The 23,905-nt window shown below is 69.9% G+C and carries 20 protein-coding genes; 14 read left to right on the forward strand and 6 right to left on the reverse strand.

The window, feature by feature from the left end; genetic code table 11:
- Positions 1-11: 11 nt before the first annotated feature.
- Entirely contained in the window at positions 12-674 is a 663-nt protein-coding gene (locus BO221_RS08530; protein WP_073559885.1) for a sterol desaturase family protein, read from the reverse strand.
- Positions 675-903: 229 nt separating this feature from the next.
- Here BO221_RS08530 and BO221_RS57260 point away from each other — a divergent pair, with 229 nt between their 5' ends.
- From BO221_RS57260 to BO221_RS08545, 3 genes are all read left to right on the forward strand, one after another.
- Positions 904-2,205: a c-type cytochrome gene (locus BO221_RS57260; RefSeq protein ID WP_073559886.1), complete on the forward strand. Its 1,302-nt coding sequence runs from the start codon at positions 904-906 to the stop codon at positions 2,203-2,205.
- 10 nt (positions 2,206-2,215) lie between these two features.
- On the forward strand, positions 2,216-3,856 hold the full coding sequence (locus BO221_RS08540; protein ID WP_073559887.1) for a M55 family metallopeptidase: 1,641 nt from the start codon (positions 2,216-2,218) through the stop codon (positions 3,854-3,856).
- 308 nt (positions 3,857-4,164) lie between these two features.
- Positions 4,165-5,142 carry a hypothetical protein gene (locus BO221_RS08545; RefSeq protein WP_233165809.1) on the forward strand — a complete coding sequence of 326 codons (978 nt, stop codon included), beginning with the start codon at positions 4,165-4,167 and terminating at the stop codon, positions 5,140-5,142.
- A gap of 9 nt (positions 5,143-5,151) precedes the next feature.
- On the opposite strand, the gene BO221_RS08550 is transcribed toward BO221_RS08545, so the two are convergent.
- Positions 5,152-6,540 (reverse strand): cytochrome P450, encoded by a 1,389-nt coding sequence (locus tag BO221_RS08550; protein ID WP_073559888.1) that lies wholly within the window; start codon positions 6,538-6,540, stop codon positions 5,152-5,154.
- A 131-nt stretch (positions 6,541-6,671) separates the two neighbouring features.
- On the opposite strand from BO221_RS08550, the gene BO221_RS08555 reads away from it, so the two are divergent.
- Positions 6,672-7,199, forward strand: a complete 528-nt coding sequence (locus BO221_RS08555) for an LOG family protein (protein ID WP_073559889.1) — start codon at positions 6,672-6,674, stop codon at positions 7,197-7,199.
- 10 nt (positions 7,200-7,209) lie between these two features.
- On the opposite strand, the gene BO221_RS08560 is transcribed toward BO221_RS08555, so the two are convergent.
- Genes BO221_RS08560 through BO221_RS08575 form a run of 4 tightly spaced genes read right to left on the reverse strand, consistent with a single transcriptional unit; the run spans position 7,210 to position 10,919 of the window.
- A complete protein-coding gene (locus tag BO221_RS08560) occupies positions 7,210-7,749 on the reverse strand; it encodes a hypothetical protein (protein WP_143195338.1) in 540 nt (179 codons plus the stop codon).
- 46 nt (positions 7,750-7,795) lie between these two features.
- On the reverse strand, positions 7,796-8,905 hold the full coding sequence (locus BO221_RS08565) for an Ig domain-containing protein (protein WP_073559891.1): 1,110 nt from the start codon (positions 8,903-8,905) through the stop codon (positions 7,796-7,798).
- Positions 8,902-9,660, reverse strand: a complete 759-nt coding sequence (locus BO221_RS08570; RefSeq protein WP_073559892.1) for a hypothetical protein — start codon at positions 9,658-9,660, stop codon at positions 8,902-8,904. The genes BO221_RS08565 and BO221_RS08570 overlap by 4 nt, the downstream gene beginning before the upstream one ends.
- Positions 9,657-10,919: a caspase family protein gene (locus BO221_RS08575; protein ID WP_073559893.1), complete on the reverse strand. Its 1,263-nt coding sequence runs from the start codon at positions 10,917-10,919 to the stop codon at positions 9,657-9,659. The genes BO221_RS08570 and BO221_RS08575 overlap by 4 nt, the downstream gene beginning before the upstream one ends.
- A 291-nt stretch (positions 10,920-11,210) precedes the next feature.
- Here BO221_RS08575 and BO221_RS08580 point away from each other — a divergent pair, with 291 nt between their 5' ends.
- From BO221_RS08580 to BO221_RS08625, 10 genes are all read left to right on the forward strand, one after another.
- Positions 11,211-12,686, forward strand: a complete 1,476-nt coding sequence (locus BO221_RS08580; protein ID WP_083680864.1) for a DUF2380 domain-containing protein — start codon at positions 11,211-11,213, stop codon at positions 12,684-12,686.
- Positions 12,686-13,153: an NUDIX hydrolase gene (locus BO221_RS08585; protein ID WP_073559894.1), complete on the forward strand. Its 468-nt coding sequence runs from the start codon at positions 12,686-12,688 to the stop codon at positions 13,151-13,153. The genes BO221_RS08580 and BO221_RS08585 overlap by 1 nt, the downstream gene beginning before the upstream one ends.
- Positions 13,154-13,224: 71 nt before the next feature.
- Complete coding sequence (locus BO221_RS08590; protein ID WP_073559895.1) at positions 13,225-13,695, forward strand: NUDIX hydrolase; 471 nt, start codon at positions 13,225-13,227, stop codon at positions 13,693-13,695.
- A 182-nt stretch (positions 13,696-13,877) separates the two neighbouring features.
- A complete protein-coding gene (locus BO221_RS08595; RefSeq protein WP_233165811.1) occupies positions 13,878-14,180 on the forward strand; it encodes a PepSY domain-containing protein in 303 nt (100 codons plus the stop codon).
- A gap of 66 nt (positions 14,181-14,246) precedes the next feature.
- Positions 14,247-14,924 carry a response regulator transcription factor gene (locus BO221_RS08600; RefSeq protein ID WP_073559897.1) on the forward strand — a complete coding sequence of 226 codons (678 nt, stop codon included), beginning with the start codon at positions 14,247-14,249 and terminating at the stop codon, positions 14,922-14,924.
- Positions 14,911-16,296, forward strand: coding sequence for a HAMP domain-containing sensor histidine kinase (locus BO221_RS08605; RefSeq protein WP_073559898.1), 1,386 nt, complete (start codon positions 14,911-14,913; stop codon positions 16,294-16,296). Before BO221_RS08600 ends, BO221_RS08605 begins: the two co-directional genes overlap by 14 nt.
- A gap of 182 nt (positions 16,297-16,478) precedes the next feature.
- Positions 16,479-17,093 (forward strand): RNA polymerase sigma factor, encoded by a 615-nt coding sequence (locus BO221_RS08610; RefSeq protein WP_233165812.1) that lies wholly within the window; start codon positions 16,479-16,481, stop codon positions 17,091-17,093.
- The gene (locus tag BO221_RS08615; protein ID WP_073559900.1) at positions 17,090-17,848 is read left to right on the forward strand and encodes a hypothetical protein; all 759 of its coding nucleotides are present in this window, start codon (positions 17,090-17,092) and stop codon (positions 17,846-17,848) included. The genes BO221_RS08610 and BO221_RS08615 overlap by 4 nt, the downstream gene beginning before the upstream one ends.
- A gap of 116 nt (positions 17,849-17,964) precedes the next feature.
- Entirely contained in the window at positions 17,965-18,450 is a 486-nt protein-coding gene (locus BO221_RS08620; RefSeq protein WP_073559901.1) for an arsenate reductase ArsC, read from the forward strand.
- 168 nt (positions 18,451-18,618) lie between these two features.
- Entirely contained in the window at positions 18,619-23,898 is a 5,280-nt protein-coding gene (locus tag BO221_RS08625) for a HAMP domain-containing protein (protein ID WP_073559902.1), read from the forward strand.
- Positions 23,899-23,905: the final 7 nt, after the last annotated feature.

The raw sequence follows: 23,905 nt of genomic DNA on the forward strand, positions 1-23,905 counted from the left end.
GGCGCGGGGGACTACTCCGCCGCGCCGGTGTCCGGCTTCGCCGCGGCGTCGCGAGCCGCCTGCCCGCGCACCTGCACCGAGCCCACCAGCCGATCAATCCACATGTGGCTGATGCCGAAGTTCTTGTCCGGGCAGGCGAAGTGGTGCGCCATGTGGTGCGCCCGCATCGTCTTGCCCCACTGCGTCCACGGCTTCTTGTAGTGCACCGCCCAGTGCAGGTAGTCGTAGGCGAGGTAGCCCACCACGACGCCGAAGAAGTACGGAATCGTCGCGTCCGGCCGGCCCACCAGCCACAACAGTCCGCCGATGACGATGGCCAGCGGGATGCTCGCGCCCAGCGGCATCACCAGCCGCTGCGGATCATCCGGGTACGTGTGGTGGTAGCCGTGGATGATGGCGTGGAAACGCCGGGTCAGCGGCCCGTTCCCCTCCCAGTGGAAGAGGTTGCGGTGCAGCGTGTACTCCATGAAGCACCACGTGAGGTACCCCAGCGGCGCGAACAGGGCCACCTTCCCCCATTGGGTCGTCCCGCTCCACAGCGCCCAGCCCAGCATGCCCGTGATGAGCGGGATGTAGAAGGCGAACGGAGTGACAGGGTGGATCTTCGAGGCCGCTTCGAGGAAGTCGTTCTCGAACATCCGCGCGGTGCCGTGGCGCACGTACTCGGTCTTCATGGCCGTACTCGGGAGGGAGTCAAAAGGATGCTGCATGGCGGACAACCGCCCGCCGCCGTCCTTATATACCCCCCGGCCGCCGTGGGGGCGTGACGAAAATCCCCGGCTTCCCCCCGGTGTCCTCCAGTCCCTGCTGTCCGGCCCGCCTGGAGGACGGGCGGACGGGCGGGGTGTCTACCCTTGGACAGCCAGTTGCGGCATCCTGGATTTCCGTGGAGGGCATGATCCGATGCGCCGACAGCTGCTGAGCACCGTGTATGGCACCCTGCTGGTGGGGAGCACCCTGTTGTCCGGGTGCGCAAGTGTCTCCAGGACCGCTTATCCCCCCATTCAGGCGGATACGTCTCCCGAGGCGCTCGCGCGCGGCGAGAGCATCTTCCGCGGGGCCTGTGAGGGCTGCCACCGTGGGCCCGACTCGCAGCGCGCCACCGGAGCGCCCATGAAGGACGCGCCCGGGTGGCTCGGCGCGCTCCACACCGCCAACCTCACCTCCCACCCCTCCGCCGGCATCGGCTCGGCGAAGGACGAGGAGCTCGCCCGCGTCATCCGCTACGGCGTCAGCCGCGATGGGCGTGTCGTCCCCATGCCCGGCTCGCCCATGGGCGACAAGGACCTCGCCGCCGTGCTGGGCTTCATGCGCTCCCAGCACGCGCTCTTCGAGGCCGATGCCACCGTGGCGCCCCGCACGCGGTTCTCCTTCTTCGGCGGGCTCGCCTGGGGGCTGGTGTCCAAGGTGCCCGAGCATGCCGCCTCGGGCATCCCCGTGCCCGCCAAGGGGCCCACCCTCGAGTACGGCCGCTACATGGCCCACGTGCTCGACTGCGCCGGCTGCCACACCGACAGCCTCGACCCCGAGGACGCCAACGGGCCCAAGGGCTTCTCCGGCGGCCGCGAGTTCCTCGGCGCCGATGGCAACCCCATCCGCTCCAGCAACCTCACCTTCGATGCCACCGGCCTCCAGGGTTGGAGCCTCGAGGATTTCACCCGCGCCGTGCGCGACGGGCTCGCCCCCGGGGCCATCGTCCGCTACCCCATGCCTCGCTACCGCGGCGCGGATGACGTGGACATGAAGGCCCTCTACGAGTACCTGCGCTCGCTCCCCCCGCGCCGCCACGACGTCCCCGGCGCCCGCCCGCGCACCGCTCCCGAGGCCATGGCTCCGTCCGCCCCCGTGACGCCCGGCTCCGTGTCCACCCGGGCCGTGGAGCCCGGCACGCCCGTGCGCACCTCGGCCGCCGCGCAGCTCGCCACCCTCGTGCTCGCCCAGGCCGAGCCCCGCAAGGACGTGGACCCCGCCGCCCTCTTCGCCCGGCTGGGTTGCACGCTCTGCCACGCCCCGGGCGCCCGCTACCACGAGCGCATCGTCCAGGCCGCCGGCAAGCCCGAGCAGGAGCTGGCGAAGTGGATCCGCAACCCCGAGAAGTTCGTCCCGGGCACCACCATGCCCACCTACGCCTCGCTCGTCGACGAGCCCACGGCGCTCGCGCTGGCGAAGTGGATCAAGTCCGGCGGCCCGGCCGCTCGCAAGTAGGAGGCGCCCCATGCGTGTGCGCCAGGCCCTGCTCGTCGTGGACCTCGAGGGCGTGGCCGGCGTGGACTCGCCGGGTGCGCTCATCTCCGGGATGCCGGAGTACGTGCGCGCCCGCGCCCTGCTGACGGCCGAGGTGAACGCCGCGGTGGAGGGCCTGCTCGCCGCCGGCTTCCAACGGGTGCGGGTGAGCGACAGCCACCTGTGCGGCTCCGGAGAGTCCAACCTCCTGCCCGAGGCCCTGCACCCCGCCGCCGAGCCGTGCTTCCTCCCGGAGGACGCGTACGCCGCGCACCTCTTCGACGAGGTGGAGGCGGTGGCCTGTCTGGGCATGCACGCGGCGGCGGGGCCGGTGGGCTTCGCCGCGCACACCGTGGACGTGCTGGGCGCGTGGACGTGCGCCGGGCGGGCACTGTCGGAGGCGGACCTCGTGCTGGCGCTGGCCGCGGAGGCCGGTGTGCCGGCGGTATTCGTCTCGGGTGATGACGTGTTGCAGGCGCAGCTCGGGGGCCGCGTGGCCTACGTGCGCACCAAGGTGGCCCTCTCCGTCACCCGCGCTGACTCTCGCGAGCCCGAGGCCGTGCTGCCGGAGCTCACCCGCGCCGCCTCGCTGCCAGCACGGCCCGTGGAGCCCCTCCCGGACTCGCCGCTCGTCCTCACCTTCAAGAGCGGGCACCAGGCGGCGCTCGCCGCCCAGACCGGGGCCCGGCGGTTGGATCGCTACCGCGTGGAGGTGGAGGGGCCTGGCTTCCGCGAGCGCTACACGCGGGCCCTCCAGGCGGCCTCGGCCGCGGGCGCGGTGCTGGCGGACGCGGTGGCGGAGGGGCCCGGCGGCCCCGGCTTCCTCCGGGATGCCACGGCGCTCTTCCAGCTGCGCGGGCCTCCCACGCACCCGCCCGCCCGGCGGACGGAGGCGGTGGACCGCACGCTCGGGGCCTTCCTCTCGCTGACGGAGGGGCAGGACGACGAGGCGCGGGCCCTGCGCGCGCTGACGCTGCACATGTTGGAGGGCCATGCGCCCGGGGCCTTCGCGCGCCGGGGGCTGGGGCCCACGCTGGAGGCGGCGGTGGACGCGCTGGCCGAGGTGCCGCTGGCGCTCCCCGACGGGCTGTCTCCAGACGTGGGCATGGCGCGGGTGGATGCCTGGTACGTGCGCCGCGAGCGCGGCCTGCCCCACGCCCCGCTGGAGCCGTACCTCCTCCGGGCCTATCTGGAGCACCTGGCGGGCGAGGAGCACGGCCTCCACGCGTGGCTGCTGGGGGAGATGGCCGCCACGCGCGGTCTGGACGTGCGCCTGCCCATTCCAGCCCGCGCCATGCGCGACGTCTCCCGCGTGGCGGACCTCTACTGGCTCACGCATCTGTACCTGCTGGACACCCGCTACCTGCGCGCCGCGCCGGCGCATCCGGACGCCACGGCCTGGACGGAGGAGTTGCTGGTGGCCACGCCCTGGGTGGTGGAGCAGGGCAACGTGGACCTGGGCGCGGAGCTGGCCTTCTGCCTCCAGTGCGTGGACGAGGCCGGTGGTGGGGCCCACGAGGCCCTCCTGGTCCTGCTCGAGCGTCACCAGCAGCCCGATGGTCGCATGGAGGACGCTCATGCCACCGCTGGCGCCCTGCTCGCCTTCGCGGGGGCCGAGGAGCGCCTGCCGTAGCACCCTGGAGTGCCTACCAGAGTTCCCACGGTGACGAATGGGTAGGCTCCGGTGGGGCGCCATCTTTCCCTGACGGGGAAATTCCTTTCCATGGAGCGCCTGTAGGTCTCTGTGCGCACGCCCCGGGAGGTGTTGATCCTCTCACGTTCTGAGGAACCCACCGTCGCGCCTTGGACGGATGTGCTGTCGACAGGCAGACCTCTACGGCTTTCCTGGAGTTCCGGCCGATGCCGGGAAATTCCCGCATCTCCACCCTGACTTTTGCCACCTGGTGAGCCCCAGGCGGCCGAGAGCCGGAGGTGTGAGCCATGGGTTTCACGTCTTTCGAAGGTCTGCGGAACGGGATGGGCGGGCGCGTGGCGGGTCGGAGCGTGGTGGCGTGGGTGCTCACGACGGCGCTGGCGGTGAGCGCCACCGGCTGCGGGGTGGAGGAGCTGCCCCCGGAGGAGCCAGGCTCGGCGCCGGGCACCGTGGAGCAGGCGCTCGTGGAGAACAACGGCCTGTCGCTCAATGGCCTGTCGCTCAATGGCCTGTCGCTCAATGGCCTGTCGCTCAATGGCCTGTCGCTCAATGGCCTGTCCACCACGGACTTCGCCACCTGGTTCAACGGCAACCCGGCCGGCAATGCGCAGCTCATGCGCTACATGGTGACCTGCGCGGTGCCCGCCAACGAGAGCCGCACCTTCACGAACCCGAGCACGGGCCTTGTCTATACGTGGCAGGGCGGAATGGGCCTGGCGCCGGACTGGGCGGGGGGCGCGCCGGCCTCCCTGGTGGAGCAGCAGGTCATCTCCGCCTGCCTGGCGGCCCACGCCAACAACTACGGGCTGCACGTCCCCATCTCCCTGCTGGGCCGTGACTCGAAGGAGGTGACCATCCCCTTCAGCTCCGAGGAGATGGCGACCTTCGCCCGCAAGGAGTCGTGCTTCTTCGGCAACGTCTTCAAGAACGAGGGCCTCTTCGCCGGCAACGACCGCAGCGCGCTGGCCTCGGACGAGAGCTCCTCGCGCCCGTGCGGCCTGGTGGGCTTCGGGTTGCTGTCCAACTCCTCCTGCTCGCAGGTGCAGCGCGTGGGCCAGTGCGAGCAGCACTGCACGCTGGACCCCAACGGCGCGTTCTACACGCAGTGCACCGTCAACGGCGTGCAGTACAAGCCGCTCACCACCCGCATCCGTCCCCAGGACATCAACCGCTGCGGTGACGGCGTGTGCCAGCAGGGCGAGCGCTGCGGCTTCGGCATCACCGCGGACAGCTGCCTGCTGGACTGCGGCACCTGCGTCCTCTGAGTGGCGGCCTCAGGCCACGCGCACCCGGGGGAGTTCCTCGCGCCGCTCCACCCGCATGGGCATGGGGCCCCGGGGACGGAGGCTGACGTGGGGCTCGGGCACCACGGGCACCCCGGGCACCCCGCGCAGCCGGAAGCGCTGCGCCACCAGCGTGAGGATGAGCTGGGCCTCCATCATCGCGAAGTTGTTGCCGATGCACTGGCGCTGCCCGCCACCAAAGGGCAGGTAGGCCCAGCGCGGCCGGTCCTTGCTGTTCTCCGGGAGGAAGCGCGTGGGATCGAAGCGCTCCGGCTCGGGCCAGAAGTCCGGGTGGCGGTGGGTGACGTAGGGGACGAGGATGACGATGTCCCCCTTGGGAATCCGGTAGCCATCCACCACGTCGTCCTCCAGGGGCACGCGGGGAATGGCCCAGATGGGCGGGTAGAGGCGCATGGCCTCCTCGAAGACGCAGCCCACGTAGCGCAGCCTCGGCAGATCCGCCACCGTGGGCATCCGCCCGCCGAGCACCGCGTCCACCTCCGCGTGCAGCGTGGCCTCCACCTCCGGGTGCTGTGCCAGCAGGTGGAACGTCCACGCCAGCGCGGTGGCCGTCGTCTCGTGGCCGGCCAGCAGCAGTGTCATCACCTCGTCGCGCAGCTGCGCATCATTGAAGGTGTCACCGGTGTCCGCGTCGCTCGCGGCCATGAGCATGCCGAGCAGATCCTCTGCCTGCGTCCCGGCCGCGCGGCGCTGGGAGATGAGGCCGCGCACAATCCCATCCAGCGTGTCCACCGCCCGGCGGAAGGCGCGGTTGCTCCGCGTGGGCAGCCGGTAGAGCCACGGCTGGTAGGGCAGGGGGGAGATGATGCGCTCGTTGGTGACCTCGAGCGCGGTGGTGAAGGCCTCGCCCACGGCGTGGGTGTGTTGGGCCACGTCCACTCCGAAGAGGGCGCGCACCGCCACGGTGAGGGTGAGCCGCATCATCTCCTGGAACACCGGCAGCGGCGTGCCCCCGTCCGCCGAGCGCTCCCAGGCCGGCAGCATCTCGGAGATGGTGTCCGTCATCCGCGTGCCGAGCGCCGCCAGCCGCTCGCGGTGGAAGGCGGGCTGGGCGAGCCGGCGCTGGCGCTTCCAGAAGTCACCCTCGGCGGTGAGCAGGCCGTTGCCCACCAGGGGACGCGTCTTGTCGAAGACGGTGCCCTTCGTGTAGCGGGCGCTCGCGTCGGCGAGCACGTGTTTGACGTGGTCGGGGTGCGTGAGCTGCTCCACGTAGATGTAGCCCATGCGGAAGCGCACCACGTCCCCCAGCCGCCGCTGGCTGTCGAGGTACAGGCCGAGCGGGTTGCTCGCGCGCTCGGGAAGGTGGCCCCAGAGCCAGTGGCCCGGGGGCATGGGAGGCAGCGGTGCGGAGGAAGTCATGATGGGCGGGCCGTTTCGAGGAAGAGGCGGGATTGTGTCCGCCGTGGCGTGTGGGAACCAGCATCCACGGGGAGACTGACGGAACCTGACGTGTCCCCTCTTCCCCTGGGAGAGGGCCAGGGAGCGAGGCCATGGATACCCGGCGTGAAGTCATCGGTGTGCTGGGCTCGGGGAAGGAGGAGCACCGGGCCTGGGTGGAGCCGCTGGCGCGGTGGATCGCCCTCAGGGGTTTCCACCTGCTGACGGGAGCGGGAGGCGGGGTGATGGGCGCGGCGGCGGAGTCCTTCGTGGCGGTGGAGGGGAGGGCGGGGTTGTCGATCGGCATCGTGCCGGGGGCGGTGGTGGACGGTACGTGGCGGCCCAAGCCGGGTTATCCCCATCCGGCGGTGGAGCTGCCCATCCATACGCACCTGCCGTTGAGCGGAGAACAGGGCACGGAGCCGATGAGCCGCAACCACCTCAACGTGCTCACCGCGCGGGCGTTGGTGGCGCTGCCCGGCGGCGCGGGCACGGTGTCCGAGGCGGTGCTCGCGCTGCGCTACGGCAAGCCGCTCATCCTCTTCGGCCCGCGCGAGGCCTTCCACGCCTTCCCCTCGGAGCTGGAGCGCACGGAGTCGCTGGAGCGGGTGTGCGCCTTCCTGTCGGAAGCGGTGCGCTGACTTCAAAAAATCATCGTCCGGGTGCTTTCGGGGCCGGCACATAGCGGGCCGTCGTCACGTTGCCTCCGAAGTCGACGGTGATGAACGGCTCGGCGATGTCTCCCTCGGGCATGGAGCCGGAGAGCCCTGGCTGAGGGAGGACGAGGAGCCCGCCCCCCTCGAGCGTCATGACGTGGCCCTCCCGCGTCACCGGCGTGCTCGACAGGTGGAGCGTGATGGACGTCGCCTCCACGAGCGTTTCCGGGTTCTCGAACATCGGCGTGGAGACGTGTACGGGAAGGGCGGGGACACTCACGCCCTCGCTGGAGCACGTCCAGGAAGTCCCCTTGTCCTTCGGTGATGGAGCGGCGGCTTCCCCCGGCGTGATGAAGACGACACGGGCGGGAGTGGCCACGGTGGCCTCGCCGGCCGGGCCCACGACGTAGGCGCAGGGGGGCTCGGCCGGGGTAAGGCTCCAGACCATCGCCCCCGCGAGCAGCACGCCACAGAGCAGCGGCAGCCACTGGCGGAAGTTGGCTCGTTGCTTCTGGCTTGGACCGGAAGGGCTCACCTGTCCAGGCATTGATGCCAGGACAGGCGATTGGATCTTCCGGCGCTCAATACACCATCAGCCGCAGGGTGAGCGTCGAGGGCGCCGGAGGGAGCAGGCCCCCGGCCGTGGCGGTGACATTGAATTCATACATCCCCACTTGTGTGGGCATGCCGGAGATGACACCCGTTCCGGCATTCAAGCCGAGGCCCGGTGGCAGGGCGCCGCTGTCCGTTTTCTTCCAGGTCCAGGTGACGGAGGCGGGGGTGCTCTGGAGGGAGTGGGTGTACGCCGAGCCCACGCGCCCATCCGGGACGGCGCTGCTCTTGATGCAGACCTCGCCGCCGGAGCACGAGATGGAGGTGAGCTGGAGGCGGCGCACCCGGGTCTGCGGAGGCTCGTCGGAGTCCGTGACGCGGACCTCGAAGGGGGGCGTGCCGCTGCCCGCGTAGGCCGCGCCGTCGAGTCTGCCATTGCCACGCAGGACGATGCCCGAGGGCAGGGCGCCACTGGAGAGCTCGAAGGTGTAGGGCGGCTTGCCGCCGGTGGCCGAGAGCGTCTCCACGTAGTCCTTGCCGCTCTCGAAGTACACGAGGACGTCCGGTCCGGCCAGGTGCAGCACGGGCCGGATGCTCACGGAGAACTCCTGGCTGGCGCGCTGGGGCTCGGCGCCCTGGTCCACCACCTCGACGGTGAAGGTGGACTTCCCGGTGGTGAGCGGCTTGCCGGAGAGCTCTCCCCGCCCGGTGTCGAAGGACAGGCCCGCGGGCAGCTCGCCCTCGGTGGAGAAGGTGTACGGAGGCGTCCCGCCGCTGACCTGGAAGCGGTGGAAGTAGCTCACCGTCTCCGTGCCGGGGCCGGGCGCATCCGGGATGAGCACGAGCCGCGCCGGGACCGTGTCGGGGTTGCCCCCATCCGTGCCCGCGTCCATGCCTCCGTCCGTGCCCCCGTCGGCGCCCATGCTCGAGGGCTCCTCGCCGGTGCAGGGCCCGCGCTCGCCGCAGTCCGGGAGGCAGACGCCCTCGGAGGCCAGACACGTCCAGCCCGAGGCACACGCCCCCTGCCCGTCACACGCGGGGAAGCGGGAGAGGTTGGGTTGGAAGGTGCAGGCCCCCCCGGTGCAGGTCACCACTCCGAGGAGCACCGCCAATCCCAGCCACGTCAGCCCCTGTCTCATGGCAGCTCCCAGACGAAGAAGACAGCACCCCCCGCCCCCAGCAGCGCGCCCGCCCCCATCAGCACGTTGGCCGTGCGCGCCTGCCGCTGGCCCTCGCGCAGCCGGCCGGTGAAGCAGGAGCGGAAGGCCTCGCCCTCACCCGAGCAGCCCGCGTTGCCCTGGGAGAGCACCGCCTCCGTGTTGCGCGCCGCCAGTCCGAAGCCCACCCCGGCCGCCAGCGCCACGCCTCCCGCCGCCAGCAGCACCGTGGGCCACGCGCTGCCCGGGCGCTTCACCGCGCCGGCCGGCGACAGGTGCGTCTTCCTCAGCTCCTGGACGGCCTCGCGGGCCCGCGCCTCCTCCTGGCCGGGTGGCAGTCCTTCTCCGGAGAGCGCGACGACGGCGTGGGACTCGAGGCCCTCGCGGTCCACCAGCGTGAGCGCCACGCTGCGCCCTCCGCCCACGCCGAGCGCCACCCCGCGCACCAGCCGCTGCGCGCCGAGCGCCTGCGCCTGCGCCCCCCGGCACGCCGCGTCCACGCACCCGGGGAGCCGTCCACCCCGGGCGCGCACCTTCGCCACCGTGTCCGCACGAGGCTCCAGGCACACGCCGGAAGTCTGCTCCGCCGCCCGGCGCACGGCGTCCTCCACCTGCCGGGCCTCGGCCGTGCTCAGTGCCACCGGTTGGAAGGGGAGCATCACCCACCGCTCACCGCTCCTGCACGGGGTTGGGCTCTGCGCCAGCGCCAGCGCCAGCGCGAGGGAGAGGAGGCTCATGGCGAGAGGTCGGGCTGTTGCTCGGGCGCCACGGGCGTCTGCCCGAGGCTGGCCATGTACCCGTTGTAGAAGCGCGGGCCGAAGGGCACGGAGAAGAGCCTGTCGCGCAAGGCGTCCTCCATGGCACCCCGTGCCGCCAGGGCGTTGTCGCGCCAGGAGAGGCCCGCGCCATCCACCACCGCGCCCGCGCGGGCGAAGCGGAAGGAGGCCTCGCGCCCCGCGCCCCGCAGGAAGTAGCCCTGCGCGGGAGGCAGTCCCAGCACCACCGAGCGCTCGCGCTCCTTGTGGAGCTCGGCCACCCGCAGGCCGCGCGCGTCCTCCACCCACAGCCGGCCCTCCAGGCCCGCCGGCAGCAGGAGGAAGCCCAGGCGCGCCTTGTCCCCCATGTCCACCAGCGCCGCCGCCCGGTCCAACGCGGGCGGCTGGATGGACACCTCGAGCCGGCCGCGCACGTCCTCCACGCCCTGGTTGGCGGCGGCGACGAAGGCGCTCAGCTCCGAGTACTCTACCCGCCCGTCCGCGTTGACGTCCGCGGCGCCGGAGAGCGCGGAGAGCACCTGGTGGCTGAAGACGCCCGAGCGGATGGCGCTCCACTCGTGGCTCTCCTGCTCGCGGGTGGTGGAGAGCACGGCGCCCACGTTGGGGTAGCGCGTCAGCTCGCGTGTGGCCAGCAGGCCCTTCACCGCCTGCACCTGGGCGGGCGCCACCGGCAGCGCGCCGCGCGAGTTGACGAAGAAGTACGAGTCACACGCGTCCACGATGAGGTGGACGAAGGAGGCGGTGCTGGGGGCGATGACCTGGGAGTAGAGGTCCGTGCGGGTGAAGGCCCCGTCCAGCAGGCTCACCGCGCCCTCACCGGCGGGCCCGCGCTTGCCGTGGCCGGTGAAGACGAAATACAGCACGGGCGAGTCGCCACGGGCCTTGTCCTCGGCCATGCGCGCGTTGAGCTGGCGCAGCGCCTCCTTGAGGGCGGCCCGCGTGGGAGGACGCGTGCGGGCGGCGAGCCCCGGGTGGAGCGCCTGCGTGTCCGCGTCCAGCACGGAGAGGAACACCGTCTCCTGGGTGCGCGAGGAGAACAGCTCGTAGTAGCGCGCGCCGTCGTCATCGGCGTAGCGCAGGGGCGCCTGCTTGGGTTCGGTGCCGGTGTTGTTGGCGATGATGAGCGCGTAGGCGGCCCGGGTGGGAGCTGCGCTCGCGGCGGAGCCGGCGAGGAGCGCGAGCCACAGCAGGGCTGCCGGAGCGCATCGGAGCGGTCGCATGCGCGGGGGGGTCTCCGGGGGGACAACGAGGGTGTTCAAGGTGCCACGGTTGCATGTGGGGAATCCACCCGCCCTCCGTGGGGGCTCGAACCCTCCAGGGGGTGTGTTGCTCAGACGACCCTGTGCGTCATGGATGAGATGCTGCTCCCACCTGCGCGGCACCAGGGGGATGACCTGGGTAGGTGTGGCGGAATCGGGTTCATCCCCCCACCCGCGACCGCGACCGTCCACGGCTCCCCGGCTGGTGGGCAACCCGCGGGTAGACTGGACGTCCGCCCCACGGAGGCGCTGATGACTTCCAGGTCGCTGGTGGTGCTGCTCGTACTGGCCCTGCTGTCCAACGGCTGTGCACCGCTGACGCCACCGCCCGGCCGGGGGATGCACTTGCGCTCCACGCACGGAGAGGGCGCCATGGCCGCATGGTCGGGTGAGCCGTCCACACCTGGGGCCGAGGGGGCGCGGCGGCTGCATCGCCGCCAGGATGCGCGAGAGGTGGTGACGGCGGTGGGGCCGGGTGGTGCGGAAGACACCGGGAGCGCCCTGGTGGCCAACTTGGCGTTGCTGGGGGCCGTGGACGAGGTGTCCGCCTCCACGCACCGTGTCTCCCGTGAGCTGTCCAGACTCAAGGCCAGCCACCAGGGCATCGCTGGCGCGGGCAACGGCCTCTTCGTCCGCTACGTCGAATATGGGGAACGTCAGTTGCGGTGGATGGACGCCGAGCTGGCCGCTGCCACCCAGCTGGCCACCGCCGCCTCTCAAGTGGAGGAGCCGGACATGCAACTGGCGCTGCTGCGCCTGGCTGGCCCACGGTTGGAGGCCGCCATGATGGGCTCCCTGCTGCTGGCGGTCTGGTTCGACTTTCTCCACCTCGGCGACGACGTGCTCTCCCGGCGCCTCTACAGCGTGGAGCGGCTGTACGTGGACATGGACCGCTTCCAGAAGATGCTCGAGCCCGCCATGACGGCGCTCTCCTCGCTGGAGCCAGCGCAGGTGGAGGCAGCGGCGGATGACCTGCCCGCGCTGGTGGGCCACCTCACCGGCGAGTTCGATGCATTCCGCGAGGCCGTGCGCCAAGGGGCGGAGAACCTCCAGAAGGCGTTGGTGCTCAAGGAGTCCGTGGAGGCGCTCACCCTGGTGTCGGCGCTGAAGTTCACGCTGCCCGCGCTGCGCGCGGCGGCTCCCGCCACGCTGGGCATGGGGTTCATGGTGGGCTCTGGCGGCGTGATGATGGGCACGCGCATCGTCGTCTCCGCCGAGTGGGTGGAGATGATGCAGCGGCTGGTACGGGCCGGCGTCCTCTCGCTGCCCGCCGTGAGCGCCGCGGTGCGGATACAGGCCGGTCAGGTGATGATGGCGCACGGCGAACTGCCGCGCGGCGTGCGCGAGGCGCTCGGCGAGGGGCCCGAGGTGCGGGCCATGCGCGTGACGGGCAGAACGGGGGCTGGCATGGCCAGGCGCCCCCGGCACCATGTGCTGCCCAAGGAATTCCGCGAGTGGTTCGAGCAGCGCGGCTTCACCGGCGAGATGGACATCGACCAGTTCTGCGTCAGGTTGGAGCAGGCACACCATCAGGCCATCCACGGCGGGGGAAATTGGAAGCTGGGGCGCACATGGCCCGATGAATGGAACCAGATGATCATGAGCGTACTGCGCCAGGCTGAGGCCAAGGCAGGCCGGATGTTGACGCCGACTGCGGTCCTGAAGCTCGTCGCAAGAGAGATGAGGCGCTATAAAATCCCGATGAACTTCGTCTCCGGGAGAAGGTGATGAGCGAGGGCCGTTCCTGGCAGGGAAACTGGGCGAACCGCCTGTATGAGCGGGTCCGTGAGCGCGGCTTCAGTTCGCTCACCGCTTTCGCTGACGCGCACCCAACCCTCCCACTGGTTGAGCTAACCGAGGAACTGGGGGATGACCTCAACGCGGTGCAGGTCTTCAAGGGGCTGGTTGACGAGGCGGAGCGAAGCCATCGAGTGACTCGCCTGGTACGCGGCCAGCTTGTGCGTGAACTGTACGAGAGCTTCCCCAACGGTTGGCCGGCCCTCATGGACGACGAAGCCCGCATGGAAGTCGCCATGGCGCTCGGCTCGTGGTTCGGCTTCACTCCAGTGACTCATCAGGAGCGCGTCAACCGGGCCAGCGATGCGCTCCTCGCCAAGCCTCCACCACCCGGTTGGCGCCCGCTCGGGCCTGACGACGAGCTGCTGCTCACGCTCCTGCCCGACGAAGAAGCCTGAGTTTCACCCCTGGAGCGGACCCTGGGCGAGGACCGTTCTGGGAGGGTGACCTTCATCCGCTGGAGAGGGCGATGAGCGACGGACGTGCGTGGCAGGGCAACGTGAAGGTGCGCCTGTACGAGCGGGTTCGCGAACGTGGTTACGATTCGCTCACTGCTTTCGCTGATGCGCGTCCTGCCGTCCCGCTGCACCTATTGGCAGAGGAACTGGGCAAGGATGATGTCGCCGGAGTACAGGTGTTGAGTGGTCTGCTCGCTGAGGCGGAGCGGCGTAAACAGGTCACGCGTTTTGTGCGTGATGTGTTCGCGCGCCTGTGGTCACAGAGCGTCCCCGAGGGTTGGCCGGCCGTGCTGGACGACGCCAACCGTTTCAAGGTTGCCGAGGCGCTCGGCTCGTGGTTTGCCTACACCCCGGAAACTCATAAAGAGCGCGTTGATCAGGCCAGCGATGCACTCTTCGCCACACCACCTCCGCCCGGCTGGCGTCCGCTCGGCCCCGACGACGAACTGCTCCTCTCGCTCCTGCCCGACGAAGAAGCCTGAGTTTCACCCTGTGCGCTTCAGCCCTGCCAGGCACGTCCGTCGCTCATGCTGGGCTGGCGGGCGGCCGCCTCAACATTGCCAAACCGTATAGTTCCCGCCAAAGCCCGGTCATCGGCCGTGTGCAGGATGAGAATCGTTCAGGCATGCCGCCTGGACGGTTCAGGGAACTGGAGACGACTCCCATGGCACGACTGAAAACCTTCTTCACCACGGTCGCCGTACTGACGGGGCTCGCGGCGGGCTCGGCGATGGCTTCCGATGCGGAGGAGCTCCGCATGCTCGCGCAGACGAAGATCACCTTGCAGCAGGCGATCGACGCGGCCCAGCAACACCAGGGCGGCCAGGCCTTCGAGGCGTCGATCGACGACGACAGCTTCCAGCCCGTCTATGAAGTCAGTGTCGTCAAGGACAACCGCGTCTACGATGTGTGGGTCAGCGGGCTCGACGGGAAGGTGCTGCGGGTGCGCGAGGACACGAAGCACTGACGCGGTGGTGACGGGAACGAGAGGGGCGGCGCTGCCTCTCTCGCCTCGTCTGGCAGGAGGGCTCGCTTGCGCATTTTGTTGATCGAAGACGACGCGCAGACAGCGGAATACGTCCGCCGTGGGCTGACCGAGCTGGGCCAGGTGGTCGACCATGCGACGGATGGCCAGGAGGGTCTGCTCATGGCCACCACCGGCCAGTACGACGTGCTGGTCATCGACCGGATGCTCCCGAAGCTCGACGGGCTGACCCTGTTGCGGATGCTGCGGGAGGGCCACGTCCGGACCCCCGCGCTGTTCCTCTCGGCCATGGGCGCCATCGATGACCGGGTGAAGGGGCTGGAGTCGGGGGGCGACGACTACCTGGTGAAGCCCTTCGCCTTCTCCGAGCTCTATGCCCGCATCTGCTCGCTGGGCCGCCGGCCTCCACTCCAGGACGTACAGACGGTCCTCTCACACGGGGACCTGGAGATGGATCTCCTCAAGCGGACGGTGGTGCGCGCGGGCAAGAGCATCGACCTGCAGCCCACGGAGTTCCGGCTCCTGGAATACCTGCTGCGCCACGCCGGCCGTGTCGTCACGCGCACCATGCTGCTGGAGCACGTCTGGAGCTTCCACTTCGATCCGAAGACCAACATCGTCGAGACCCATATCAGCCGCCTGCGCGCCAAGCTGGACCGTGGGTTCGAGACGGCGTTGATCCACACCGTCCGCGGCGCGGGATACAAGCTCGATGTGGCACCGTAGGGTCCTGCGCACGGCGAACTTCCGCCTGGCCCTGAGTTACGCGGCCGTCTTCGGGCTGTCCGTCTTCCTCCTCGGCGTCATCGTCTTCTTCGGGGTCCGCTCCTCGCTCGAGCAGCAGCTGCGCGGGCAGGTCGAAGCGGAGGTCGTCCAGCTCCTGGGGGACTACCGCGACGATGGGCTGGAGGAGCTTCGCCACGACATCCACGAGCGCATCGAGGCCAATCCCGCCCGGCGGCTGTACTACTACCTGCAGAATCCGGAGGGCCGTGTCGTCTTCGATCCGTTGCCCGCCATTCCCACCCCGGATGGCTGGCACACCGTGCGGGTTCCCGCCCAGGGAACGCCCGACGCCACGGCCTCCGTCCTGCTCCATTCGCTCACCCTGGAAGGGGGCTACAAGCTGGCCGTGGCGGCCGACCTCGCCCCCATGCGGGATGCCACGCGGGCCATCCGCCAGGCCTTCGGGTGGGCCTTCCTATTCACGCTGGTGGCGGGCGCCGTGGGAGGGCTGTGGATCGGCCAGCGCTTCCTCTCCCAGGTGGATGCCATCACCCGGGCGGCGGACCGGATTGGCGGGGGGGATGTGACGGGGCGCCTCCCCACCCGGGGGACGGGGGATGACCTGGACCAGCTCACCGCGGTCATCAACCGCATGTTGGATCGCATCCAACGGCTGCTGGAGAACGTCCAGCAGGTCAGCACGAGCATCGCCCATGACCTGCGGACGCCGCTGGGACACTTGCGGCAGACGTTGGAATCCCTGCGCGAGGAGGCGCCGCGAGACGCGCTGCGGAACGAGGCCTTGCGGCAGGTGGATGCCATCCTGGAGACCTTCACCGCCCTGCTGCGGATCGCCGAGGTGGAGTCCGGCTCGCGCAAGGCGGGCTTCGAGGCCGTCTGCCTCTCCGAGGTGCTGGAGTCCCTCGCGGACGCCTACGCCCCCGTCGCCGAGGACAACGGGCAGTGCCTGACGCACCGGCTCGCTCCGGGGCTCCACGTGCGGGGTGACCGCAACCTGCTGACCCAGCTCTTCGCGAATCTGGTGGAGAACGCCTTGCGCCACAGTGGCGGGGGCAGCGCCATCCACCTGGGGCTGGAGCAGGGGGCGGACGGGCGCTTCACGGCCACCGTGTCCGATACGGGCCCGGGCATCCCCAACACTGAACATGCGCGGGTCTTCGAGCCCTTCTACCGGCTGGATGCGAGCCGCTCCAGCCCGGGCAGCGGGCTGGGGATGAGCCTGGTGGCGGCCATCGCCCACCTCCACGAGCTGTCCGTGACGCTGGCGGACAACGCCCCGGGCCTCGTGGTGCGTCTCCAGGGGCATTGCCAGGGCCCCTCCCCAGAGGGTGACGCGGTGCGTGAAAGCTGAGGAGGGGGTCCCACAGCCCCCACCCCGTGGGGCGGGCGGGCGGCCGGGTCCCTGGGGATGATGATTGTCGGGACCCCGAGGATCCAACCCGGCGGGCAAATCGCAATGAACCATGAGCGATGGGTGACGGGGGTGGGCGGGGCACGGTAAGTCGCCGAGGGATGGAGTGGGATGCGCGGACATTGCAACGCTTCCGGGACGGTGAGCCGGAAATCCTGGGCCAGGTGTACCGGGCTCACGCGGAGGCGTTGGCGCGGATGCTGCGGGCCATGGCGTGGCGGGGGCGGGGTTTCGGGCAGATGAGGGGCGCGCTGGAGCTGGAGAACACGGTGTTGGAGACGTTCGCCCGGGCCTTCGAGCCGAGGACGCGGGCGGCGTACGACGGGGTGAGGCCGTACGGGCACTTCCTGGTGGGCATCGCGCGCAACGTGCTGTTGGAGCAGACGCGGCAGCGCGAGGTGGCGGTGGGGTTGGAGCCCTTCGAGGAGTCGGGAGGGGTACCGGAGGAAGGCACGGGCCTGGCGCAGACCCTGGAGGACCGGGAGGTGGAGGGGTTGCTGGCGGCCTTCAAGGAAGGGTTGTCGGAGGAGGAGCGGCGGCTGTTCGAGCTGCGCTTCGGCGAGGAGGGGCTGGCACAGGAGGGCGCGGCGGAGCAGCTGGGGCTGACGCGCATCCAGGTGCGGCGGAGGGAGCTGGGGTTGAAGACGCGGCTGCTCGAGTTCCTGCAGGCGCGCGGGTACCTGGAAGGGATGGAAGTGAAGGGGTGGAGCTTCTTCAAGCGGCGAGGCCAGTCATGACGAGGTGCGGGGACCGGCAGGCGAAGCAGGCGCTGGAGGCACTCTTCCGGGGCGAGCTGGACGGGGAGGGCTTCCACCGGTTGCGCGCGCACGCGGCGGGGTGTGCCGAGTGCCACGAGGCCTACGACAAGCTGGGCCGGGTGGAGTCGACGCTGGAGAAGCGCGCGTTGCCCGCGGGCCGGGAGGCGCTGCTGGAGAAGGAGCTGATGGCGAGGCTGAGCGCCACCGCGAAGCCGGCCCGGGCGCCGGTGCGGGCCGGGCGCGAGAGCTTCTTCCCCCGTTTCCTGGTGCCGGCGATGGCGGGGCTGGCGATGGCGGGGGTGGCGCTGCTGGTGGTGGTGCCGCAACTGAAGACGCGCGAGTCCGAGGAGTGGGGGGCGCGTGGCGGAGAGACGGGCACGGCGGCCTGGGGCGTCCGGGTGTTCTGCGTGGGCGCGGACGGACAGGTGCGGGGCGAAGCCCGGCCGGGCGGAAGGCTGGTGTGTGGAGAGGGGAGCGCGGTGCAGTTCAGCTACACGGCGCCCGAGGCAGCGAGGCTGACGGTGGAGGCGACGTCGCCCGAGGGTGAGCCGTTGCGCTTCTTCCCGCCGGAGGGCACGGGGCAGGAGGTGGAGGCGGGAGTGGACGTCCTCCTGCCGTTGAGCACGCCGGTGCAGGAGGGCTGGCTCGCCGGGCCGCTGGAGGTGCGAGCGACCTTCGAGGATGCCCAGGGCCGGCCCCTCTCCAAGACACACCTGACGCTGACCCCGCGCTGACCGCCGTCTTCCCTCTCCCTCTGGGAGAGGGCCAGGGTGAGGGTCTACCAGCCAGGCGGGCCCATCCACCGGACCCCTTGGCGTGCGACGGTGGCCCACCCACCGTCAGTCGCGCCATGAACCCCCACCATGTTGTCCGAGTCCTCTTCCTGAGCATGGGCAACGCGGCCCGGAGCATCATGGCCGAGTACCTGCTGCGCCGTCTGGGGCACGGGTGCTTCGAGACCTTCAGTGCGGGCGTGACACCGAGAGGCATGGTGCACCCGCTGGCGCTCAAGGTGCTGCGAGAACGCTTCCGGCTCGAGCCGGAGGGAGCACGCAGCAAGTCGTGGGAGGAGCTCCGGGAGGAGCGCTTCGACCTGGTCATCACGCTCTGTGACAAGGCGAACGAGGCCTGGGCGGTGTGGCCGGGACAACCCCGCGCGGCGTACTGGGATGAACCAGACCCGGTGGCCTTCGAGGGGAGCGAGGCGGCGCGCGAACGGCTCTTCATCCAGGTGGGGCGGGAGCTGTCCCAGCGCCTGGACCTGCTGTGCGCGCTGCCGGTGGAGAAGCTGCTGCACCTGCCGCCCGGTGACGCGCGGGCGGCGGTACCGCTGTAGCGATTCAATTCCCCAGGCGAACACCTCCGGGTGCTGGTGCGGGGAATCACGGGACACGTGTGCGCTCGGTTGGCTGCCCGCCCTCTGAGGGGCGTTTCCCTACCCAGGAACGAACGCGAAGGCTCCTCGGGTTGGGAAATCGCCAAACCTCAGCACTGGAGCAGGCCTTTGAATCGTCGCAGCAGCCATTCCAGCCGTACCCAGACTGGGAAGAAGACCCGCAAGCCGACCACCCTCGCCCGCCACGCGCACGCCCGTCCACGACGGGTCGCGACGCTCGAGGCGCTCGAGATACTGCTGGAGTCTTTGCGCGCCGTCACCCACGGAGACTTCTCCGTGCGGCTCCCGCCGGAGGTACAGCCCCAGGCGATGGAGGAGATCGCCCACGCCTTCAACGCGATGGTGGCGATGAACCAGCGGATGCAGGACGAGCTGGTGCGCGTGGAGCGCGTGGTGGGCCGCGAGGGCCAGATGGCGGAGCGCGCGTCGCTCGGCCCGGTGAGCGGCGGATGGGCGTCGAGCATCGGCTCCATCAACTCGCTCATCGCGGACCTGGTGCAGCCCACCACCGAGGTGGCGCGCGTGCTGGGCGCGGTGGCCCGCGGTGACCTGACGCAGAAGATGGCCTTGGATCTACCGGGGCAGCCGGTGAAGGGCGAGTTCCTTCGCATCGGCACCACGGTGAACGCGATGGTGGATCAGCTCAGCTCGTTCGCCGCCGAGGTGACGCGCGTCGCGCGCGAAGTCGGTACGGAAGGAAAGCTGGGAGGCCAGGCGCGTGTGCCCGGAGTCGCCGGTACGTGGAAGGACCTCACCGACAGCGTGAACCAGCTGGCCAACAACCTCACCGCCCAGGTGCGCAACATCGCCGAGGTGACCACCTCCGTGGCCCGCGGTGACCTGTCGCGGAAGATCACCGTCGACGCGCGTGGCGAGGTGCTCGAGCTGAAGAACACCGTCAACACGATGGTGGATCAGCTCCGTTCGTTCGCGGGCGAAGTGACGCGCGTCGCGAAGGAAGTCGGTACCGAGGGCAAGCTGGGTGGCCAGGCCGACGTGCCCGGCGTCTCCGGCGTGTGGAAGGACCTCACGGACAACGTGAACCTGATGGCCTCCAACCTCACCACCCAGGTGCGAGGCATCGTGAAGGTCGTGACGGCGGTCGCCAACGGTGACCTGTCCCAGCGCCTCGTGGTCGATGCCAAGGGCGAGGTGGCCGCGCTGGCCGACACGCTCAACAGCATGACGAAGACCCTGGGCATCTTCGCGGACCAGGTGACCAGCGTCGCCAAGACGGTGGGCGTGGAAGGCAAGCTGGGCGCCCAGGCGGATGTGCCCGGAGTCGCCGGTACGTGGAAGGACCTCACCGACAACGTGAACCTGCTGGCCAACAACCTCACCGCCCAGGTGCGAAACATCGCCGAGGTGAGCACGGCCGTTGCCCGCGGTGACCTGTCCAAGAAGATCACCGTCGACGCCCGCGGCGAGGTCCTCGAGCTGAAGAACACCATCAACACGATGGTCGAGCAGCTCCGCTCGTTCGCCGGTGAGGTGACGCGCGTCGCGAAGGAAGTCGGTACGGAAGGAAAACTGGGTGGCCAGGCCGACGTGCCGGGGGTCTCTGGTACCTGGAAGGACCTGACCGACAACGTGAACTTCATGGCCTCCAATCTGACCGCCCAGGTGCGAAACATCGCACTGGTGACCACCGCGGTGGCCAACGGAGACCTGTCCAAGAAGATTACCGTGGACGTGAAGGGCGAAATCCTCGAGCTGAAGAACACCATCAACACGATGGTGGACCAGCTCCGGTCGTTCGCCGCCGAGGTGACGCGCGTCGCGAAGGAAGTGGGTACGGAAGGAAAGCTGGGCGGCCAGGCCGAGGTGCAGGGCGTGTCGGGCGTCTGGAAGGACCTGACTGACAGCGTGAACTCGATGGCCTCCAACCTGACCAACCAGGTGCGCAACATCGCCAAGGTGACCACGGCGGTGGCCAATGGAGACCTGTCCAAGAAGATCACCGTCGATGCGAAGGGTGAAATCCTCGAGCTGAAGGACACCATCAACACGATGGTGGATCAGCTCAACGCGTTCGCCTCCGAGGTGACCCGCGTCGCGCGCGAGGTCGGTACCGAGGGCAAGCTGGGCGGCCAGGCGCGTGTGCCCGGTGTCGCCGGTACGTGGAAGGACCTCACCGACAACGTGAACCTGATGGCCCGCAACCTGACCACGCAGGTGCGCGGCATCGTCAAGGTGGTGACCGCGGTCGCCAACGGTGACCTGACCCAGAAGCTGGTGGTCGACGCGAAGGGCGAGGTGGCCGCGCTGGCGGACACCATCAACAGCATGACGGACACGCTGGGCACCTTCGCGCAGCAGGTGTCCACGGTGGCCCGCGAGGTGGGTATCGAGGGCAAGCTGGGTGGCCAGGCCAAGGTGCCCGGTGCCCGCGGGGCCTGGAGGCAGCTGACCGACAACGTGAATCAGCTCGCCGGCAACCTGACGTCCCAGGTGCGCGCCATCTCCGAGGTGGCCACCGCCGTGACGAAGGGGGACCTGACGCGGTTCATCTCGGTGGATGCGGGCGGCGAGCTGGCCGCCCTGAAGGACAACATCAACCAGATGATCGTCAACCTCAAGGAGACGACCCAGAAGAACACCGAGCAGGACTGGCTCAAGACGAACCTCGCCAAGTTCTCCGGCATGATGCAGGGACAGAAGAACCTGGAGGCCGTCTCCCGGCTCATCATGTCCGAGCTGACGCCCCTGGTCTCCGCGCACCACGGCGCCTTCTTCCTCATGGACACCGAGGACGGCCACCCCGTGGCCAAGCTCACCTCCAGCTACGCCTACCGCGAGCGCAAGAACGTGGGCAACCGCTTCCGCCTCGGCGAGGGCGTGGTGGGCCAGTGCGCCCTGGAGAAGAAGACCATCCTCCTCACCCACGTGCCGGCGGACTACATCCGCATCACCTCCGGCCTGGGCGAGGCCAGCCCCCTCAACGTCATCGTCCTGCCCGTCCTCTTCGAGGGCGAGGTCAAGGCCGTCATCGAGCTGGCCTCCTTCCACCCGTTCAGCGCCATCCATCAAATCTTCCTGGACCAGCTCACGGAGAGCATCGGCGTGGTGCTCAACATGATCATGGCCAACATGCGCACCGAGGAGCTGCTGCGTCAGTCGCAGAGCCTCGCCAACGAGCTGCAGAGCCAGTCGCGCGAGCTCACCCAGCAGCAGGAGGAGCTCAAGCGCTCCAACTCGGCGCTGGAGGCCCAGGCCCTCGAGCTGGAGGAGAAGGCCAAGCTGCTCGAGCAGCAGAACATCAAGGTGGAGGAGAAGAACCGCGAGGTGGAACAGGCGCGCTCCTCCCTGGAGGAGAAGGCCGAGCAGCTCTCGCTCATCTCCAAGTACAAGAGCGAGTTCCTCGCCAACATGTCCCACGAGCTGCGCACGCCGCTCAACAGCATGCTGGTGCTCGCCAAGCTGCTCGCGGACAACTCCGACGGCTCGCTGGGCCGCAAGCAGGTGGAGTACGCGGAGACCATCTACTCTTCCGGTGGGGATCTGCTGTCCCTCATCAACGAAATCCTCGACCTGTCCAAGGTGGAGGCCGGGAAGATGCAGGTGGAGCCGCGAGACTCCGCCGTGGCGGAGCTGGTGGAGTTCGCCCGCCGCACCTTCGGCCCCGTGGCCGAGCAGAAGACCCTGGGCTTCCTCACCGAGGTGGGCCCGGAAGTGCCGGCCACCGTCTTCACGGACCCGAAGCGCCTGCAGCAGATTCTCAAGAACCTGCTGTCCAACGCCTTCAAGTTCACCAGCACGGGCCAGGTGACGCTGCGCATCCGCATGGCGGACACCGAGGAGCGCTTCGCCGCGCCGGAGCTGGTGGAGGCCGACCAGGTGCTCGCCTTCTCCGTCATCGACACGGGCATCGGCATCCCCGAGGACAAGCAGAAGCTCATCTTCGAGGCCTTCCAGCAGGCGGATGGCACCACCAGCCGCAAGTACGGCGGCACCGGCCTGGGTCTCTCCATCAGCCGCGAGCTGGCGCGTCTGCTCGGCGGTGAAATCCGCGTGCGCAGCGCGCGCGGGGCGGGCAGCACCTTCACCCTCTACCTGCCGCGCAGCTACAGCGGCCCGGAGCGGGGTGGCGAGCCGGCCAGCGACACGGACGTGGGCTACACCCCCATGCTGCGCGAGCTGCTGCCGCGCGACGAGGTGCATGGCACCGCGGCCCCCCACCCGCTGGCGGACGACCGGGACGACCTCGGCCCCGATGACCGCGTGCTGCTGGTGGCGGTGGATGACCTGGAGTTCGCCCGGGGCCTCGTGAACACGGCCCACCAGAGCGGCCTCAAGGCGCTGGTGGCCACGCGCGGTGACGTGGCGCTCTCGCTCGCCCAGCGGCTCAAGCCGTACGCCATCGTCCTGCAGCTCGGCCTGCCCGTCATCGACGGCTGGAGCGTGTTGGATCAACTCAAGCGCGACCCTCGCACCCGCCGCATCCCCATCCAGGTGGTGAGCGTGGACCGGCTGCGCGGCGCCTCGTGCGGCGGCGGCTTCGTCTACCTCGACCGGCCCTTCACCCCCGAGGCCATCCAGGGCGCTTTCAGCCACCTGGAGCTCAAGGCCAACGGCCACCCGCGCAAGCTGCTGGTGGTGGACCCCAAGCCCGAGCTGCGTGACTGCGTGCAGCAGCTCATCGACTCCGGGGAGTCGCTGGAGATGCGCCAGCTCGAGTCCCACCGGGCCGTGGAGGCCCTGGACCGCGGCGAGGTGGACGCGCTCGCCCTGGACCTGGCTTCTCCGGGTGGCCGGGGAATGAAGCTGCTGGTGGAGCTGGTGCGCCGGCCCGCCCGCCTGCCTCCCGTGCTCCTCTATAGTGGCTCGCAGCTCCTCCCGGATGACGAGCGGCGGTTGCGGCGCTCGGCCGAGGCCGTGCTGCTCGAGGCGGCCGCCCGCTCACCCGAGGCCGTGCTCGCCGAGGTGGGCCGCTTCCTGCGCCGGGTGGGAGACCAGTCCCGCGTCTCCGCCGAGGAGATGAGGGAGCTCTCCCGCTCGCTCGCCGGCCGCAAGGTTCTACTGGTGGACGATGACGCCCGAAACATCTTCGCACTCACCAGTGTCCTGGAGAACCATGGCATGCAGGTGACGTTTGCCCAGGACGGACGGGCGGCCATGGACCTGATGGAGAAGAATCCTGAATTGGATGTGGTTCTGCTGGACGTGATGATGCCGGAGATGGACGGCTACCAGGCGATGCGCGCCATCCGGGCGGATCCCAGGTGGGCGTCGTTGCCCGTCATCGCCATCACCGCGCGGGCGTTGAAGGACGACCGCGAGAAGTGCCTGGAAGCAGGCGCGTCCGATTACCTGTCCAAGCCGGTCGATACCGAGCGGCTGTTGGAGTTGATTCGCCGTTGGGTAGAGCCTTGCGCGGGAGCGAGATGACAGCGAT

The sequence above is a fragment of the Archangium sp. Cb G35 genome, assembly GCF_001896145.1.
Lineage (GTDB): Bacteria > Myxococcota > Myxococcia > Myxococcales > Myxococcaceae > Archangium > Archangium violaceum.

What these genes read in the sequence shown, in the direction of transcription:
- BO221_RS08530 (WP_073559885.1), bottom strand. Translation starts at nt 674, where the DNA reads ATGAAGACCGAGTACGTGCGCCACGGCACCGCGCGGATGTTCGAGAAC.
- BO221_RS57260 (WP_073559886.1), top strand. Translation starts at nt 904, where the DNA reads ATGCGCCGACAGCTGCTGAGCACCGTGTATGGCACCCTGCTGGTGGGG.
- BO221_RS08540 (WP_073559887.1), top strand. Translation starts at nt 2,216, where the DNA reads ATGCGTGTGCGCCAGGCCCTGCTCGTCGTGGACCTCGAGGGCGTGGCC.
- BO221_RS08545 (WP_233165809.1), top strand. Translation starts at nt 4,165, where the DNA reads ATGGGTTTCACGTCTTTCGAAGGTCTGCGGAACGGGATGGGCGGGCGC.
- BO221_RS08550 (WP_073559888.1), bottom strand. Translation starts at nt 6,540, where the DNA reads ATGACTTCCTCCGCACCGCTGCCTCCCATGCCCCCGGGCCACTGGCTC.
- BO221_RS08555 (WP_073559889.1), top strand. Translation starts at nt 6,672, where the DNA reads ATGGATACCCGGCGTGAAGTCATCGGTGTGCTGGGCTCGGGGAAGGAG.
- BO221_RS08565 (WP_073559891.1), bottom strand. Translation starts at nt 8,905, where the DNA reads ATGAGACAGGGGCTGACGTGGCTGGGATTGGCGGTGCTCCTCGGAGTG.
- BO221_RS08570 (WP_073559892.1), bottom strand. Translation starts at nt 9,660, where the DNA reads ATGAGCCTCCTCTCCCTCGCGCTGGCGCTGGCGCTGGCGCAGAGCCCA.
- BO221_RS08575 (WP_073559893.1), bottom strand. Translation starts at nt 10,919, where the DNA reads ATGCGACCGCTCCGATGCGCTCCGGCAGCCCTGCTGTGGCTCGCGCTC.
- BO221_RS08580 (WP_083680864.1), top strand. Translation starts at nt 11,211, where the DNA reads ATGACTTCCAGGTCGCTGGTGGTGCTGCTCGTACTGGCCCTGCTGTCC.
- BO221_RS08585 (WP_073559894.1), top strand. Translation starts at nt 12,686, where the DNA reads ATGAGCGAGGGCCGTTCCTGGCAGGGAAACTGGGCGAACCGCCTGTAT.
- BO221_RS08590 (WP_073559895.1), top strand. Translation starts at nt 13,225, where the DNA reads ATGAGCGACGGACGTGCGTGGCAGGGCAACGTGAAGGTGCGCCTGTAC.
- BO221_RS08595 (WP_233165811.1), top strand. Translation starts at nt 13,878, where the DNA reads ATGGCACGACTGAAAACCTTCTTCACCACGGTCGCCGTACTGACGGGG.
- BO221_RS08605 (WP_073559898.1), top strand. Translation starts at nt 14,911, where the DNA reads ATGTGGCACCGTAGGGTCCTGCGCACGGCGAACTTCCGCCTGGCCCTG.
- BO221_RS08615 (WP_073559900.1), top strand. Translation starts at nt 17,090, where the DNA reads ATGACGAGGTGCGGGGACCGGCAGGCGAAGCAGGCGCTGGAGGCACTC.
- BO221_RS08620 (WP_073559901.1), top strand. Translation starts at nt 17,965, where the DNA reads ATGAACCCCCACCATGTTGTCCGAGTCCTCTTCCTGAGCATGGGCAAC.